Annotated in this window: 10 protein-coding genes; 4 read left to right on the top strand and 6 right to left on the bottom strand. The window is 74.8% G+C overall.

Features of this window, described 5'->3' with window-relative positions; all coding sequences use genetic code 11:
- Window positions 1-141: 141 nt before the first annotated feature.
- Both HTZ77_RS27705 and HTZ77_RS27700 read left to right on the top strand, forming a co-directional pair.
- Entirely contained in the window at window positions 142-3,375 is a 3,234-nt protein-coding gene (locus tag HTZ77_RS27705) for an ATP-dependent helicase (protein ID WP_328808796.1), read from the top strand.
- Window positions 3,369-6,665 carry an ATP-dependent helicase gene (locus HTZ77_RS27700; protein ID WP_175592648.1) on the top strand — a complete coding sequence of 1,099 codons (3,297 nt, stop codon included), beginning with the start codon at window positions 3,369-3,371 and terminating at the stop codon, window positions 6,663-6,665. Before HTZ77_RS27705 ends, HTZ77_RS27700 begins: the two co-directional genes overlap by 7 nt.
- Here the strand turns inward: HTZ77_RS27700 and HTZ77_RS27695 are convergent.
- Genes HTZ77_RS27695 through HTZ77_RS27680 form a run of 4 tightly spaced genes read right to left on the bottom strand, consistent with a single transcriptional unit; the run spans window position 6,625 to window position 12,097 of the window.
- Window positions 6,625-7,704 (bottom strand): type III PLP-dependent enzyme domain-containing protein, encoded by a 1,080-nt coding sequence (locus HTZ77_RS27695; protein WP_175592647.1) that lies wholly within the window; start codon window positions 7,702-7,704, stop codon window positions 6,625-6,627. The two genes, HTZ77_RS27700 and HTZ77_RS27695, sit on opposite strands and share 41 nt — an antisense overlap.
- A complete protein-coding gene (locus HTZ77_RS27690) occupies window positions 7,701-9,308 on the bottom strand; it encodes an IucA/IucC family protein (protein ID WP_175592646.1) in 1,608 nt (535 codons plus the stop codon). Before HTZ77_RS27690 ends, HTZ77_RS27695 begins: the two co-directional genes overlap by 4 nt.
- On the bottom strand, window positions 9,309-10,934 hold the full coding sequence (locus HTZ77_RS27685; RefSeq protein ID WP_175592645.1) for an IucA/IucC family protein: 1,626 nt from the start codon (window positions 10,932-10,934) through the stop codon (window positions 9,309-9,311).
- 17 nt (window positions 10,935-10,951) lie between these two features.
- The gene (locus HTZ77_RS27680) at window positions 10,952-12,097 is read right to left on the bottom strand and encodes an ATP-grasp domain-containing protein (protein WP_175592644.1); all 1,146 of its coding nucleotides are present in this window, start codon (window positions 12,095-12,097) and stop codon (window positions 10,952-10,954) included.
- Window positions 12,098-12,253: 156 nt separating this feature from the next.
- Here HTZ77_RS27680 and nudC point away from each other — a divergent pair, with 156 nt between their 5' ends.
- Window positions 12,254-13,216, top strand: a complete 963-nt coding sequence (gene nudC, locus HTZ77_RS27675) for an NAD(+) diphosphatase (RefSeq protein WP_407940564.1) — start codon at window positions 12,254-12,256, stop codon at window positions 13,214-13,216.
- 75 nt (window positions 13,217-13,291) lie between these two features.
- On the opposite strand, the gene HTZ77_RS27670 is transcribed toward nudC, so the two are convergent.
- Window positions 13,292-13,540, bottom strand: coding sequence for a mycoredoxin (locus tag HTZ77_RS27670; protein ID WP_175592642.1), 249 nt, complete (start codon window positions 13,538-13,540; stop codon window positions 13,292-13,294).
- Window positions 13,541-13,630: 90 nt separating this feature from the next.
- Complete coding sequence (locus HTZ77_RS27665; protein WP_328808794.1) at window positions 13,631-14,563, bottom strand: alpha/beta hydrolase; 933 nt, start codon at window positions 14,561-14,563, stop codon at window positions 13,631-13,633.
- 143 nt (window positions 14,564-14,706) lie between these two features.
- Here HTZ77_RS27665 and HTZ77_RS27660 point away from each other — a divergent pair, with 143 nt between their 5' ends.
- Entirely contained in the window at window positions 14,707-16,764 is a 2,058-nt protein-coding gene (locus HTZ77_RS27660; protein ID WP_175592641.1) for an ATP-dependent DNA helicase UvrD2, read from the top strand.
- Window positions 16,765-16,806 lie beyond the last annotated feature (42 nt).

Here is a 16,806-nt window from a genome sequence, read left to right as displayed (position 1 = left end):
ACCTTGACGGCCCCCCGCTCCCGATCCCCCGTTGCTTGAAGGCGACGGTCCTCTCGGGAGGTTGTGATGGAATCTAGTGCTGTGAGTGGTCAAACCTGGCGGTTGGTGCGGCGCGGGAACAAGAGGCCCGCCGAGCCACCTGTGCTCGATGAGCACCAGCGTGCCGTGGTCGCCCACGGAAGCGGGCCGCTGCTCGTCCTGGCCGGTCCCGGCACGGGCAAGACGACGACCGTCGTCGAGTCGGTGGTCGACCGCATCGAGCGCCGCGGCACCGATCCCGAGCGCGTGCTGATCCTCACCTTCAGCCGCAAGGCCGCCGGTGAGCTGCGCGAACGCATCACCGCCCGGCTGCGGCGCACCACCCGCACGCCGCTGGCCCTCACCTTCCACAGCTACGCGTACGCGCTGCTGCGCCGCGAGGCCGTGCTGGCCGGCGAGCCGCCGCCCCGGCTGCTGACCGGGCCCGAGCAACTGCTGGAGATCCGGCGGCTGCTCCACGGCGAGCTGGAGGACGGCGCGACGCAGTGGCCGGGCTCGCTGCGGGAGGCGCTGAAGACGCGCGGGTTCGCCGAGGAGCTGCGGGACTTCCTGTCGCGCGCCTTCGAGCGCGGCCTCGACGGCGAGCGCGTCGAGGAGCTCGGCCGGCGGTACGGGCGCGACGACTGGGTGGCGGTCGGCGGGTTCGCCCGGCGGTACGAGAGCCGCTTCGACCTCGACCCCGAGCCGGTGCTCGACTACGCCGAGCTGATCCGGGCGGCGGCCGGGCTGCTGGCCGACCCCGACGTCCAGCGCAGGGAGCGGGCGGCGCACGACGTGGTGTTCGTGGACGAGTACCAGGACACCGACCCGGCTCAGGAGCTGCTGCTGTGGCAGCTCGCGGGCGAGGGGCGCGACCTGGTGGCCGTCGGCGACCCCGACCAGTCGATCTACGGGTTCCGGGGCGCGGACGTGCGCGGCATCCTGGGGTTCCCGCAGCGGTTCCGTACGCGCGACGGCCGGGACGCCCCGGTGCTGGCGCTGCGGGTCTGCCGCCGCAGCGGCTCCGGCCTGCTGGAGGCGACCCGCCGCGTCGCCGCCCGCCTCCCGGCCGCCCCCCTCCCCGATCCGGCCCCGCTGTCGAAGGATCCGGCCCTCGCTCAGAAGGACCCGGTGCCCGTACCGCAGGCCCCGGCGCCCGGGTCGGAGCGGGCGCGGGCCCACGGGCACCGCGAGCTGCTGTCCGTGCCCGACGCCGACCCCGGCGACGTGCGCGTGCTGCTCGCGGACAGCACCAGCCAGGAGGCCGCGGTCGTGGCCGACACGCTGCGCCGGGCCCACCTCATCGACGGCGTGCCCTGGCACCGGATGGCGGTGCTCGTGCGCTCGGCGATCCGCCAGGTGCCGCTGCTGCGGCGCGCCCTGGTCAGCGCGGGCGTGCCCACGATGGTGGCGGGCGACGAGGTGCCGATCGCCCAGGAGCCCGGCGTACGGCCGCTGCTGACGATGCTGCGCGTGGCCCTCGACCCCGCGACGCTGGACGAGACGGTGGCCGAGGAACTGCTGACGGGCCCGCTGGGCGGCACCGACATGATCGGCGTCCGGCGCCTGCGCAGGGCCCTCAAGATCGCCGAGAACGAGGCGCACGCCCTCGGCGAGCGACCTCAGGAGGCGGACGCCGAGGACGACGCCGGCGAAGGGCCGCGCACGTCCGGTCAGCTCCTCGTGGCCGCGCTCCAGGACCCCCGCGAGCTGACCCGCGTCGAGCCGCACATCGCGCTGCCCGCCGAGCGCGCCGCCAGGCTCCTGGTCACCGCCCGCGAGGCCGTGCGCGAGCAGGGCACCGCCGAGGACGTCCTGTGGGCGATCTGGCAGGCGAGCGGCCTGGCCGAGCGGTGGACCGAGCTGAGCCTGACCGGAGGCGCCCGCGGCGCGCAGGCCGACCGCGACCTCGACGCGGTCGTCGCGCTGTTCGACCACGCGGCCCGGTTCGTGGACCGGATGCCGAGGGCCGGGGCCGAGGTGTTCCTGGACGACCTGGCCGCGCAGGAGATCCCGGGCGACACGCTGGCCGACCGGGCGCCGGACGGCGACGCCGTGCGCATCCTGACCGCCCACCGCTCCAAGGGCCTCGAATGGGACGTGGTGGTCGTCGCCGGCGTGCAGGAGGGCGTCTGGCCCGACCTGCGGCTGCGCGGGTCCATGCTGGGCGCCGACGACCTGGTGGAGCTGGCGGAGGGGGCCAAGCCGAACGCCGCGTCGCTGGCCTCGAAGCTGCTGGCCGAGGAGCGGAGGCTGTTCTACGTCGCGGCGACGCGAGCGCGGCACAGGCTCGTGGTGACGGCCGTGGGCGGCGAGGACACCGACGAGCGGCCGTCGAGGTTCCTGGCCGAGCTGATGCCGGGCGCGGTGGAGACGGCCACGGTGGACGACCGGGCGCGCTGGCTCACCATGGCGGCGCTGGTCGCCGACCTGCGCAGCGCCGTCACCGACCCGACGCGGCCCGCGAAGGTGCGCGGCAAGGCCGCCCAGCAGCTCGCCCGCCTGGCCGCCGCCGGGGTGCGGGGCGCCCACCCCAACGAGTGGTACGCCCTGACGACCATGACCGACGACCGGCCGCTGAGCTGGCCGGACGACACCGTCAGCATCTCGCCGTCGGCGGTCGAGAGCTTCACCAAGTGCGGGCTGCGCTGGCTGCTGGAGACGGCCGTCGGGGCGGCGGGCACCAGCACCGCCCAGGGGCTCGGCACGATCATCCACGCGCTGGCGGTGCTCGCCTCCACCGACCTGCCGAACGAGGACCTCCTGAGCCGGCGGCTGGACGACGTCTGGCACGAGCTGGACTTCGGCGGCGCCTGGTTCAACCGCAAGCAGCGCCAGGTCGCCGAGCAGATGATCGGCAAGTTCCTGCGCTGGCACAAGGAGAACCCGAGGGAGCTGGTCGCCCTGGAGGAGGCGTTCGTCGCCACGGTCGGCGACGGCGTCCAGATCAAGGGCCGCGTCGACCGGGTCGAGCGCGACTCCGACGGTCGGGCCGTGATCATCGACCTGAAGACCGGCGGCTCCAAGCCCCGGCCGGGCGAGCTGGACCGGCACCCGCAGCTCGGCGTCTACCAGCTCGCCGCGCTGCTCGGCGCGTTCGCCCGCCACGGCATGACCGAGCCGGGCGGCGCCGCGCTGGTGCAGCTCGGCAAGGCGGGCGGCCGCAACGAGGCGCTGGAGCAGCAGCAGGGCGCGCTGGCCGACGACGCCAACCCCGGCTGGGCGGCCGACCTGGTCGACACCGTGGCGACCGGCATGTCCGGCCCGTTCTTCCAGGCCAAGGCGAACGACGGCTGCCGCACCTGCGCCGCCAGAGCGAGCTGTCCCGTCAACGACAGCGGAGGCCAGGTGTGCTGACTCCCGCCGAGCTGGCCGGGAAGCTCGGCATCCTGCCGCCGACCCCCGAGCAGGCAGGCGTCATCGAGGCGCCGCTCGAACCCATGGTCGTGATGGCGGGCGCCGGCTCCGGCAAGAGCGAGACCATGGCCGGCCGCGTCGTCTGGCTGGTGGCCAACGGCCTGGTCAAGCCGGGCAACGTGCTCGGCCTGACGTTCACCCGCAAGGCCGCCGCCGAGCTGGCCGTCCGCGTCCGTGAGCGGCTGAACGGCCTGGCCGAGGCGGGCCTGGTGACGCGGGAGATGCTCGACGAGGAGCCCACCGTGTCCACCTACCACGCCTACGCGGCGCGCCTGGTCACCGACCACGCGCTGCGCGAGGCACTGGAGCCGACCATGCGGCTGGTCACGCCGGCCGTCTCCTGGCAGCTCGCCTCCCGGGTGGTGGCCGGCTACGACGGGCCGATGGACCGCGTCGAGCTCGGCCCGCCGTCCGTGACGGCCGCCGTCCTGGAGCTGGCGGGTGAGCTGTCGGAGCACCTGCGCGGCTCGGGCGACGTGCGCCGGGTGGGCGAGTGGCTGCGCGAGCTGCACCAGCGGCTGCCCGGCCGGGTCACGCAGGCCCAGCACCGGCCGGTGAACGTCCAGGCGGCCAGGGAGCAGCTCCTGCCGCTGGTGGAGGCGTACGAGCGGCTGAAGAGGGCGCGGGAGGTCATCGACTACGGCGACCAGATGGCCCTGGCCGCCCGCATCGCGGCCAACCACAAGGAGGTCGGCCAGATCGAGCGCTCCCGCTTCGCCGTGGTGCTGCTCGACGAGTACCAGGACACCAGCCACGCCCAGCTCGTCCTGCTCAGGAGCCTGTTCGGCGGCGGGCACCCGGTCACCGCGGTCGGCGACCCCTGCCAGTCGATCTACGGCTGGCGCGGCGCCTCGGCCGGCAACCTGCGCCGCTTCCCCCGCGACTTCCGCACGGGCGCCGGCGACCCGGCGCCGGTGCGGCAGCTCAGCGTCAGCTTCCGCAACGGCGACCGGGTCCTCGACGTGGCCGCCCGTATCCAGCTCCCGCTGCGCATGGAGGCCCGCGAGGTGCCCGTCCTCGTGCCCGGCCCGAACCGGGTGGACCGCGGCCGCGTCACCTGCGCCTTCCACGAGACCGCCGAGGACGAGGCCCGGTGGATCGCCGACGGCCTGGCCCGCATGATCGGCAAGGACACCGCCCCCGACGGCATGCCGTGGGGCGAGGGCGAGCGCAAGAAGACGCCCGTGATCCAGCCGCAGGACGTGGCGATCCTGGCGCGCAAGCGCTCGCAGTTCCCGGCGCTGCGCAAGGCGCTGGAGGAGCGCGACATCCCGGTCGAGGTGGTCGGCCTGGGCGGTCTGCTCACGGTCCCCGAGGTCACCGACATCGTCGCCACGCTGCGCGTCCTGTACGACGCGACGGCGGGCGACGCGCTGGCCCGCCTGCTGGCCGGGCCCCGCTGGCGGATCGGCCCCGCCGACCTGCGGGTCCTCGGCCAGTACGCCCGGGAGCTGAACCGTGAGACCCGCGAGGGCCGCTTCGAGAGCGACCCGCTCGACCAGGTGGTGGCCGACCTGGCCGAGGAGCGCGGCAGCCTGGTCGACGCGCTCGACGAGCTGCCCGACCGGGAGGAGTGGCTGGAGTCGTTCTCGCCGCTGGCCGCCACCCGGCTCGTGGCGCTCGCGCAGGAGCTGCGCCAGCTCCGCGCGCACGTCGGGCAGCCGCTGCCCGACCTGATCACCGAGGTGGAGCGGCGGCTCGGCCTCGACATCGAGGTCGCGGCGCGGGGCGGCACGGTCAGCGCGTTCGCCGCCCGGGCCGACCTCGACGCCTTCCTCGACGCGGCGTCCCGGTTCGCCGGCGACTCGGAGGACCCGACGCTGGGCGCGTTCCTCGCCTACCTCCAGGCGGCCGAGAGCGAGGAGTTCGGGCTGGAGGCCGGCCGGGTCGGCGACAGCAACAGCGTCAAGCTGATGACCGTGCACGCCTCCAAGGGGCTGGAGTGGCCGATCGTGGTCGTGCCCGGCCTGTCGCAGCTCGTCAGCTCCAGGGGCACGGTCGCGACCGGCAGCATGTTCCCCGCCACCCCGGTCACCAACAGCCGCTGGACGGAGAACCCCCGCAAGCTGCCCTACCCGCTGCGCGGCGACGTCGCCGACCTGCCCCGGCTGAGCGGCCTGACCAAGGAGGACCTGGCCGTCTTCGACGAGAGCTGCCGCGAGCGCGACCTGATGGAGGAGCGGCGGCTGGCGTACGTGGCCGTCACGCGGGCCCACTACCACCTGATCGCCTCCGGCTACCGGTGGGGGAGCGCCACCAGGCCGCTGGAGCCGTCGGACTTCCTGCTGGAGATCCGCGACACCGCCGACAAGGTGGCCTTCTGGGCGCCCGGCCTGGAGGAGGGCGCGTCGAACCCGCTGCTGGCCGAGCCGGCCGCCGCCGTCTGGCCGGTCACCCCCGAGGGGCTGCGCTACGAGTCGGTCCTCGACGGCGCCCGCCTGGTGGAGGAGGCGCTGGCCGGCACGCTCGCCCCGGCCGGTGACGAGCCGCTGCGCACGTTCGACGAGGAGCGGGTGCGCGCCTGGGAGCGCGACACGGACCTGCTGCTGCGCGAGCGTGAGCTGCACCGGCGGCGCGGCGCCACGACCGTCGAGCTGCCGTCGAAGCTGACCGTGTCGTCGCTGGTCACGCTCGCCGCCGACGCCCGCGAGCTGGCCCGCCGGATCCGCCGCCCGGTGCCGGTCAAGCCCGCTCCGCTGGCCCGCCGCGGCACCTCGTTCCACAGGTGGCTGGAGACCCGCTGGGACCAGCAGCGGCTGCTCGACGACTTCGACCTCGACCTGGTCGAAGAGGTCGAGGAGGCCGACGTGCGGCTGGCCGAGCTCCAGGAGCATTTCGAACGCAGCGAATGGGCCGAGCGCCGCCCGCTCGACCTGGAGGTGCCGTTCGAGACCATGATCGCCGACCGGCTGGTGCGCGGGCGGATGGACGCGGTGTTCGAGCTGCCCGGCGGGCGTTACGAGGTGGTCGACTGGAAGACCGGCCGGCCGCCCAGGGGCAGGAAGGCCCGGGCCGCGTCGGTGCAGCTCGCCGCGTACCGGCTGGCCTGGTCGCACCTGGCGGGGGTGCCGCTCGACCACGTCGGCGCGGCCTTCCACTACGTGCGGGCCAACCGGACCGTACGCCCCGTGGACCTGCTCGACGCCGACGGCCTGGTGGCGCTCATCGAAGCGGTGCCGCTCAGCGCGGTCACCCCGTCAGATGACGGAACTCCGGGTGAGGGTGCATGAGGAAGTCGTGGTGGGAGATGTTCCAGGCGTAGGCGCCGGCCATCGCGAACACCACCACGTCGCCGACCCGCACCGAGGTGACGACGTCGCGGGCGAAGACGTCCTTGGGCGTGCAGAGCTGCCCCACCAGCGTCACCGGCTCGTCCGCCACGCCCTCCCCGCGGCCCTCCGGCAGCACCGCGAACGGCTGGTCGTGGCCCTTGGTGACGGGCGTGCGCAGGTGATGGGTGCCGCCCAGCAGGATCGCGTACGCCCGGCCGCGCACCCGCTTGACGTCCACGACGCGGGTCGCGTAGAAGCCGCAGTACGCGGTCAGCGCCCGGCCCGGCTCGATCCGCAGCCGCTGCCCCGGCCGCCGCAGCCCGGCCAGGCCCTCGCCGTACTCCTCCCAGCCGAACCTCGCCTGCGGCGCGGCGTAGTCCACGGCCATGCCGCCGCCCAGGTTCATCTCCTCGTACCCGTCGCCGAGCGCGAGCAGCAGGGCGGCCAGGCGCAGCAGCTCGGCCGCCGCCAGGCCGCTGGCCAGGTGCGCGTGCGCCCCGCGCAGCCGTACGCGGCCGGTGAACAGCGGCAGGCACTCCGCCACCCCGGCCTCGTCCATCCCGAACGGCCCGCTCATCGTCAGCGCGGCGCCCTCGACCGGGAGGCCGGGGTTGAGCCGCACCAGCACGTCGGCCTCCAGGCCGGTGCCGAGCAGGCGGCGCAGCTCGCCGGGCGACTCCACGTGCAGGCGGTGGTGCGGCAGCCGCAGCTCGGCGTCGGTCTTGCCCGGCCCGCCGAGCGCCAGCGGCTTGCCCGGGAACAGGGCCGACACGTGCGCGTGCTCGCCGGCCGACGACACCTCGAACCCGTCGACGTGCGGTTCGAGGACGCGCAGCAGCTCCGGGTCGGGGTTGGCCTTGACCGCGTAGTACAGCTCGACGCCGGGCAGCGCCCGCCGTACGGACCGGGCGTGGGCGTCCAGGCCGGGCAGGTCGTACAGGTAGGCGGGGGTGTCGCCGAGGCGGGCGGCGGCCTCGCGGACGCGGGCGGGGATCATGCGAGCGGGTTCGCGATCGGCACGTAACCGGCGGCCCGGTCGGCGGCGCGGGCCCAGCGGACCCCGAGGTTCGCCTTCGCGGGCAGCGGCGCGCCCGCCAGCAGGTCGGGCAGGGGCAGCGGCCGGCCCAGCCGGTCGGCCTCGGCCGCGAACACCGCGCGGGCCGCCCGCCACAGCTCGCGCAGCAGCTCGTCGCCGCCCCGCGCGGCGACGGTCGCGGCCACCTCGGTGAGGTGGTTGACCAGCAGGCAGTAGACGACCCGGGCCCAGCCGCGCTCGGCGTCGTACGTCAGCGCCTCGGCCACCCGGGGCGGCAGCCCGGCCAGGTCGTGGCGGCCGGCGACCAGCTTGGTCCCCTCCAGGTCGCGGAAGACGGCCTCGCGCGGCAGCCCGTCGGGGTCGAGGCCGACGAGCACGTTCTGCAGGTGCGGCTCCAGGACCACGCCGTGCGTGAAGAACAGGTCGAGCACGGGCGGCGCGACCACCGACACGTACGTCGTCCACCACCCGAGCGGATCCCGCTCCATCGCGTCGTTGCCGTACGGCGCCGGTCCGCCCGCGGCCGGGTCCAGGGCGAGGGCCGCCGCCAGCACCGGGACCACGCCGGGCGAGCACACCCGCCACGGGCTCTCCCTGACGATCACCCCGAGCCCTTCGAGCAGGCCCGTGCCGAGGGCAGCCGAGCGGTAGCCCGGCTCCCGCAGCCACCGCGTGCCCGGGAACACCGCGCCCACCTCGTCGAACACCGGGCCGAGCCGCGAGGTCAGCTCCACCGCCCCGGCCAGCTCGTACCAGGCGTTCTTGCGGACGCAGTTGGTGATCCGCACGTCGAGGCTGAACTTCAGGCACGTCCCGGCCCCGGCCGCGTACACGGTCCGGACGGACGAGGTCGGCGACACCAGCGGGCCCGGCCCCAGGTCGGTCAGCGCCCCGCCGAGCGCGGGACGCAGCCGGTCGCGCAGCAGGTCGAGTTGCCAGGGGTGGGCGGGCAGCAGCCGGTGCCCCGCCGGCGCCTCGCCCAGGGCGTCGAGCGCGGAGACGTCGCCCTCCTCGGCCAGCGCGTCCTCGCGCACCGCGAGCAGCCGGAGCGGGAAGCGGGCGTGCGTCTCGGGCGCGTACCGCGTCCACTCGTCCGCGTCGCCGGAGCGGGCCTTCGGGCTCGGATGGAACGGGTGGCCGAACACCAGCGCCTGCTCCGAGGCCAGCCACGGATCGGCGGGGGGCTCGGTCACGGCCCGCGCCCGCAGGATCGCGGCCACCGCCTCCCTGCTGGCCGCCACCTGCCCGGCGAACTCCTCGTTGGCCGCGCCGTCCGCCCGCGGGCCGCGCAGCTCGGTCTCGGCCAGCCGGACCAGCTCCCCGGAGGTCAGCGGCCGCCACGCGCCCTGCTCCAGCCGCTCCGGCGTCCCGTCCAGGCGCAGCGCCGCCCCGCCGCGCGTGCGCGCCCGCAGCAGCGTGCCCCCCACCCGCAGCAGCACGTACGGCGGCGCCGGCCACACCAGCCCGCGCGGCCCGGCCACCTCCCGCACGCAGCAGCGCAGCAGCGCGGCCAGCGTCGCCTCCTCGGCCGGGGAGCTGGTCGCGCCGAGGACCAGACCGTGCATTCAAGCTCTCCTCAGGTAGTTGGGCCCGCTGGTGCCGTAGAACTTGTTGACGTCGCGGGCGCCCGACCGCTCCTTGGCCACGAGCGTGCCGGCGGTGATCATCGACTTGCCGGTGAGCCGCGCCGCCTCCAGCGTCCGGGCCCGCAGCAGCCGGGCCATGGGGTCGTCGCCGTGCTCGCCGAGGGCCGCGGCGAGCGTGTCGCGCAGCATGGCGGCGGCCTGACGGTGCGGCAGGGCGCCGAAGACGACGGCCGCGGCGGCCAGGTGGAGCGTGATGGTGACGAAGACGTCGGCGAGGGCGTGCGGATCGTCGGTGAGCATGCGCTCGTCGGTGAAGGCGGGCGGGTCGATGCCGGCCGCGGCCAGCCGCGCGGGGGAGGCGAGCAGCCCGTCGTTGTCCTTGACGAGCAGCTCCAGCCGGCCCTCGCGCACGACGAGCGCCAGGTTCTGCTGGTGGGCCTCCAGGGCGACGCCGTAGCGGACGAACAGCCGCACGTTCCAGCCCAGCAGCAGGCGCAGGTAGGCGGCCAGCACGTCGCCGCCCAGCCGCTCGTCCAGCCCGGCCAGAACGCCCGGCGCGTTGAGCGCCGCCACGGGCACGACCGCGCCCTCAGTGCCTATGGGCACGACCGCGCCCTCAGTGCCCACGGGCAGCCGCCGCACCATCCAGGCGAGGTACTCGTGGCCCGCGTGGGCGTGGGTCTGCTCGTCGGCGACCAGCACGCCCGGGTCGGCCAGCCGGCGTAGCAGCAGCTCGGCCCGCGCGCCGTCCTCCAGCGTGCCCGGCTTGATCGAGCGCCGGTTGCGCGCGCCGAGGGTGCTGGTGGGGACGGGCAGCTTCAGGTGGGTGCGGGGGGCGACCTCGACGGTGCGCAGGGACAGGGTCGGCCGCACGGTCAGCCACGGCTCGTCCAGCAGCCGCACCCCCTCGATCCGCGCCACCTCGCCCACGGTCAGCGGATGGACGGGGAAGAGCGTGGTGTCCGGGCCGGGGGAGGGGAACGGGGGCGCCACGTCCGGCGGCAGCTCCGCCGAGCCCGGGGCCAGGAGGGAGCGGGGCACCGCCGCCCAGCGCAGCTCGAAGACGGGCGCGAACTCCGGCGCGTACGCGACCAGTTCCTCGGCCGACAGCCCGAGCCGGGCCCGGGACGTCGGGTACACCGGGTGGTCCGCGAACGCCGCCAGCGTCTCGTACGACGGCCCCCCGGCCAGCACCCGGTCGGCCCGCTCGTCGTGCAGCTGCCAGGCGGCCAGGGCCTGGGCGCACTCCTCGGCGAAGGCCGCCACCCCCTGGGCGTCGGCCGGGTCGGCGATCACCGCGAGCGTGTCGAGCACCTCGGCCAGCGTGAGCCGTTCGCCGGGCGCGACCACGAAGTCCTGGAACAGCGCGCCGGCCGCCAGCCGCACCACCCGGCCGCCGGCCAGCACCAGCGCGACGCCGTCACGGCTGTTGCGGCTGACCCGCGCCGACAGGCGGCCGTAGTCCTCGCGCAGCAGCGCGTTCAGCACCCGCGCCGCGAGCTCAGCCTCCCGCCCCCGCCCGTCGCGGGGATCGGCGGGGCCGTCCGTCCGGTCGTGCGTCACCCGTTCGCGAACGGCCTTCACCCGGTCCCGCACGGCCTTCATCCGGCCTCCGACCCCCTTCACCCGATCACCCACGGCCGGGTCGCCCGATAGCCGCCGATGGCCGCCTCCACGCGGTCGCGGTCGGGGCCCACGGCGCGGATCACGCCCAGATAGTCGCGGTTGGTGTGGGTGCGTTCCACCACCTCGCCCGCGGAGCGCAGCGGCCGGTGCCAGAGCCGCACGCCGTCCGCGACGACGGTCTCGGCCCCGGGGCCCGACACGATCGTGCCCGGCCGGTCGGCCACCACGCTGACCGCGCTGCCGTGGCCGGTGCCCGCCGGGACCTCCGGCAGGGCGGACAGCGGCTCGCCGAGATGGACCCGCAGGATCCACTCGAACAGCGGCACCCCCAGCACGTCGGCGAGCAGGAAGTCGCAGTGGTCGCCGATCACCCGGTAGTTGACCTCGACCAGGCGCGGGCCGTCCGCGGTGACCACGTACTCGGTGTGGCACGCGCCGAACCCCGCGCCGAGGGCCCGCAGCGCGGCCAGCACGTGCTCGTGCGGGCCGTCCGGTGCCCAGTCCAGCCGCTCCTCCACGAAGTGCGGCAGCGGCCCCAGCGTGGTCGCGAACCCGCCCAGCACCCGCGTCCGCGAGCCGTCGCCCAGCGTCTCCAGAGTGCGCAGCGGCCCCTCCAGGTACTCCTCGACGACCAGGGCCTCGCCGGGCCGCCGCCGCCTGACCTCCGCCACGGCCGCGGCCAGACCGCTCTCGACCAGCAGCACGTCCTCGCTGGCCACTCCCTCGCGAGGCTTGACGACCACCGGGTACGGCAGGTCGTCCGGCACGGGGTCGCCCGGCGCCAGCCGTACGGACCGGACCCGCTCGACCCCCGCCTCGGCCAGCGCCCGGCGGGTCAGGAACTTGTTCTTGGCCGACACGCACGCCCGCCAGTCCTTGCCCGGCAGGCCGAAGTAGGCGGCGGCCAGGGCGGTCTCGGCCTGGAGGTGGTCGGAGTTGGAGAAGATCGCGTCGGGGCGGCCCAGGACGGCGATCGCGTCGATGAGCGCGCGCGGGTCGCGCACGTCGCAGCCGACGGCATGGGGATGCCGGTCGGGACGGTCGGTGAGGATCGTCACCTCGCAGCCCAGCGCGCGGGCGGCCGGGAGGAACCCGTCGGTCACCGAGTCGGTCGGCTTGAGAGCGGTCAGGTACAGCCGCAACGCGTGGCACCCCCGGGTGATCAGGTAAGGCTAACCTAACCGCAGATCCTAGCCCCTCGGAGATCACCCCCGAGCCGGTACGCCGCAACCTCAGGCTAACGCCGGGGTCATAGGATGACATCCGGAACTTGGAAGGGTGGGGCCGTGGAGACGAGCGTGGAAGAGCAACTGATCGGACCGCTGCTCCTCGCGCGCGGCACCATCGACCGGTCGTCCGCCCTGCGGGCCGACGCCGCGTGGCTGGAACGTGCCTGGGCCGCGCCGACGACCCGGGTGCTCGTGATCCAGGACGGCCAGACCCTGGTCCGGCGCACCGGCGACGAGGTGCGGGCGGTGCTGTTCGGCCCGGACGAGGCGCCCCCCGGCGAGCGCTACCTGCTCGGCGTCGAGGGCGACGTGGCCTACTTCGCGGTCGCGGCGTCGCTGCCCGGCGCGGCCACCGGCGACGTCAACGGCCGGGTCACGGTCCCGATGAGCCTGCTCGACGCCCCAGAGGGCGAGACCTTCGCCGCGGGCCTGCGCCAGGCGGGCGGCCTGCTCGGCGACCGCGACGCCGGGCTGCTCGTCTACGCGGTGGCGCTGGAGGCGTGGCACTCGGCCCACGAGTACTGCCCCCGCTGCGGCAGCCGCACCGAGGTGCGCGCCGGCGGCCACATCCGGGTCTGCCCGCGCGACTCCAGCCAGCACTTCCCACGCGTCGACCCGGCCGTGATCATGCTGGTGCGCGACCGGGACGACCGCTGCCTGCTGGCCCGCGGCCCGCAGTGGCCGGAGGGCCGCCTGTCCATCCTGGCCGGCTTCGTGGAGCCGGGCGAGTCGCTGGAGCACGCGGTGATCCGGGAGGTGGCCGAGGAGGTCGGGGTCCAGGTCGCCAACCCGCGCTATCTCGGCAGCCAGCCCTGGCCGTTCCCGCGCAGCCTCATGCTCGGCTTCTTCGCCGAGGCCCTGACCACCACGCTCACGCCCGACGCCGAGGAGATCGCCGAGGCCCGCTGGTTCTCCCGCGAGGAGCTCGCCGAGGCCCTGGCCTCCGGCGAGGTGCGGCTCCCGCCGCCCGTCTCCATCGCCCGCCGCCTCATCGAGACCTGGTACGGCGAGCACCTCACGGGCGACTGGTAAGCAGCGCGGGCGAGCTGTTCATGTGACGAGGACCCGGACCGCTGAGCGGCACGGGTCCTCGTCGTCGTGGTGGGGTCAGGCCGCTTCGAGGAGGGCCTTGACCTCGCGGGCCGACGGGTTGGTGCGGACGATGCGGCCCGACGGGGTCTCGATCACGACCGTCGGCACGGTCTGGTTGCCGTTGTTGACGCTCATCACGAACTCCGCCGCGGCGGGGTCACGCTCGATGTCGACCTCTGTGAACGGAATGCCCTCGCGGGTGAGCTGCGACTTCAGCCACTTGCAGGGCCCGCACCACGTGGTGCTGTAGACGGTGAGCGCCATGTCGGACGAATCCCTCCAAGGTCCAGGAGACAGGCCGCTCCGTTCAACACGGCCGGGCCCGCGCTCATTCCTCGCCGGGGAGACCCGGCGTCAGAGCTGCCCGCTGAGCCGGTCCGCGATCCACTGGTGCACCTGCTCGGCGATGCCCGGCAGCCGGTACAGCGGCGCGCTGTGCGCCGTGCCCGGCGCCGTGATGACCGTCACCGGCACCCCGACCTGGCCGAGCATCTGCTTGAGGAGCTGGCTCTGCGCGGGCGGCACGAACTCGTCCTCGGAGTGGACCGTCAGCATCGGCGCGTCGTGGCGGCTGGCGTGCCAGGCCACCTCCATGCTGGCCCAGACGCGCGAGCAGCGTCCCTTGGGCTCGCACCCGCCGGCCAGCTTGATCGCTGCGGCGCGCAGCCGGCGCTTGTACGGGTCGGTGGAGACGGCGCCGTCGGTGTAGGCGCGCAGCGGCGACACGATGGGGGACAGGCCGACCACGCCCTTGAGCCCGCTCATGCCGTCGCCGTACGTGCCGACCGAGGCCGCCAGGTGACCACCGGCCGAGAAGCCGACGATCACGAAGTTCTTCATGTCGAAGCCCCAGCGCTCGGCGTGCTTGCGAGCCAGTTGGATGGCCGCGAGCACGTCGGTGCGCTGCGCGGGCCAGGCCGCCTGCCCGGAGAGCCGGTAGTTGAGGTTGAAGACGGTGTAGCCGAGGTCGGCGTAGCCGCGGGCGATCGTGGTCATCTGCCGCTTGTCGCCGGCGGACCACCAGCCGCCATGGATGAGGAAGACCCCGGGCCGCTGCTCGCCGTCCGCGTTCCACCAGACGTCCATGTCCTGGCGGCGCTGCGGGCCGTAGGTGACGGTCTCGTACGCGAGGCTGGTCACCGTGGACGGGCCGGCCGTGGCGACCGGGCCCGGCGTCGGGTCCTTGGCCACGACGGCGGTCTCGGCGGCGGCAGGCGCGGCGACGGCCGAGGTGGTGACGGTGACGGCGGCGAGTGCGAGAGCCCCCACGAGAACCGCTGTGCGCACGGTCTTCCTTTCCCCCATGCACGTGGTCGGCCCCATTGTGGGGGAAAAGACCAGTTCTTTGCATCTCGGTGACGTTGAACGGATGACGGCCCGCATGTTGCCAGAATGGGACGGTCAGCGCCACCGGCTGGGAGGATTGACAGGTGAGCAGCACAGATGACGTCCTGTCCGGCCTCGACCCGGAGCAGCGCGCGGTCGCCGAGGCCGTGCGCGGCCCCGTGTGCGTTCTGGCTGGTGCGGGCACCGGCAAGACCCGGGCGATCACCCACCGCATCGCGCACGCGGTGCGCAGCGGGGTGGTCGACGCGCCGAGCGTGCTGGCCGTGACATTCACCACACGAGCGGCCGGTGAGCTGCGGCAGCGGCTGCGCGCGCTGGGCGCGCCGGGGGTGCAGGCGCGCACGTTCCACGCGGCGGCGCTGCGCCAGCTCACCTACTTCTGGCCGCGGGTGATCGGCGGCGAGGCGCCGTCGGTGATCGAGTCGAAGCTGCCGGTGCTGTCGGAGGCGTGCCGCCGGCTGCGCCGGGGCGCCGACCGGTCGGAGCTGCGCGACATCGCCTCCGAGGTCGAGTGGGCCAAGGTCACCCAGATCGGCCCCGAGGACTACGCCGCGGCCGCGGCCAAGTACAACCGCACCCCGCCGGTGCCGGCCGAGGAGCTGGCGCGGCTCTACGACGCGTACGAGCAGGTCAGGCGCGAGCGGCACCTGGTCGACTTCGAGACGATCCTGGAGCTGACCGCGGCGGTGATGACCGAGCACCAGGAGGTGGCGGCGCAGATCCGCGGGCAGTACCGCTACTTCGTCGTCGACGAGTACCAGGACGTCAACCCGCTGCAGAAGCTGCTGCTCGACACCTGGCTCGGCGGGCGCGACGACGTGTGCGTGGTGGGCGACCCCAACCAGACGATCTACTCCTTCACCGGCGCCACGCCCCGCTACCTGACCGGGTTCGCCGTCGAGCACCCCGACGCGGCCGTGATCAAGCTGGTGCGCGACTACCGCTCGACCCCGCAGGTGGTCGACCTGGCCAACCTCGTCATCGCCAAGGGCCGCTCGCCGCACCGCCTGGAGCTGGTCGCGCAGCGCCCCGACGGGCCCAAGCCGGGCTTCCACGAGTACGACGACGAGCCTGCCGAGGCCGCCGGGGTCGCCCGGGCGATCAGGAGACTGCTCGACCAGGGTGTGCCGTCCCGCGAGATCGCCGTGCTGTTCCGCACCAACTCCCAGTCGGAGGCGTACGAGGAGGCCCTGGCCAAGGCGGAGCTGCCGTACGTGCTGCGCGGCGGCGAGCGCTTCTTCGAGCGCCCGGAGGTGCGCCAGGCCGTCGTCCTGCTGCGCGGGGCGGCCCGGTCGGCGTCGGACGAGCCGCTGGCCTCGGAGGTCCACCACATCCTCGCCGGTCTCGGACTGACCCCGGCGCCGCCCGGCGGCGGCAAGGCCCGCGAGAAGTGGGAGTCGCTGCGGGCGCTGGCCGACCTGGCCGAGGACATGGCGGCCGAGGGGGCCGACCTGCACGGGTTCGTCGCCGAGCTGGAGCGGCGCGCCTCCGAGCAGCACGCGCCGCCGGTCGAGGGCGTCACGCTGGCCTCGCTGCACGCCGCCAAGGGCCTGGAGTGGGACGCGGTCTTCCTGGTGGGCCTGACCGACGGCATGCTGCCGATCGTCTACGCGGAGACGCCCGAGCAGATCGAGGAGGAGCGCCGCCTTCTCTATGTGGGCATCACCCGGGCCCGGCAGCACCTGGCGCTGTCGTGGGCGCTGTCGCGGGCGCCCGGCGGGCGCAAGGGCCGCCGGCCCTCCCGCTTCCTCGACGGCCTGACCGGCCGCGCTCCCTCTGCCTCCGCCGCCTCCCGGCCGTCGGGCCCGGCGCGCGAGCGCCGCCAGGTGGCCGCTCCGGTGAGCTGCCGGATCTGCGCGAAGACACTCGTGGCGGCGGCCGAGCAGAAGCTCGGCCGCTGCGCGACCTGCCCGGCCGACTACGACGAGGAGCTGCTGGAGAGCCTGAAGGCGTGGCGCACGGCCACGGCCAAGGAGGGCAAGGTCCCGCCGTACGTCGTCTTCACGGACGTGACGCTGCAGGCGATCGCCGAGCGGGCGCCGCGCACCGAGCAGGAGCTGCTGTCGATCGCCGGTGTCGGCCGGGTCAAGCTCGACCGGTACGGCGAGGCCGTCCTGTCCTTGTGCCGTTCTGCCTCATAACCGACCCGGTTTGGGGGAGAGCTGGGCGACAAGTCAGACTTG

Origin of the sequence: Nonomuraea montanisoli (assembly GCF_013363975.1) — a bacterium.
In the GTDB taxonomy this organism is placed as follows: domain Bacteria; phylum Actinomycetota; class Actinomycetes; order Streptosporangiales; family Streptosporangiaceae; genus Nonomuraea; species Nonomuraea montanisoli.
Note: the sequence above shows the minus strand (reverse complement) of the source record. Positions and strands in the feature narration are given on the sequence as shown.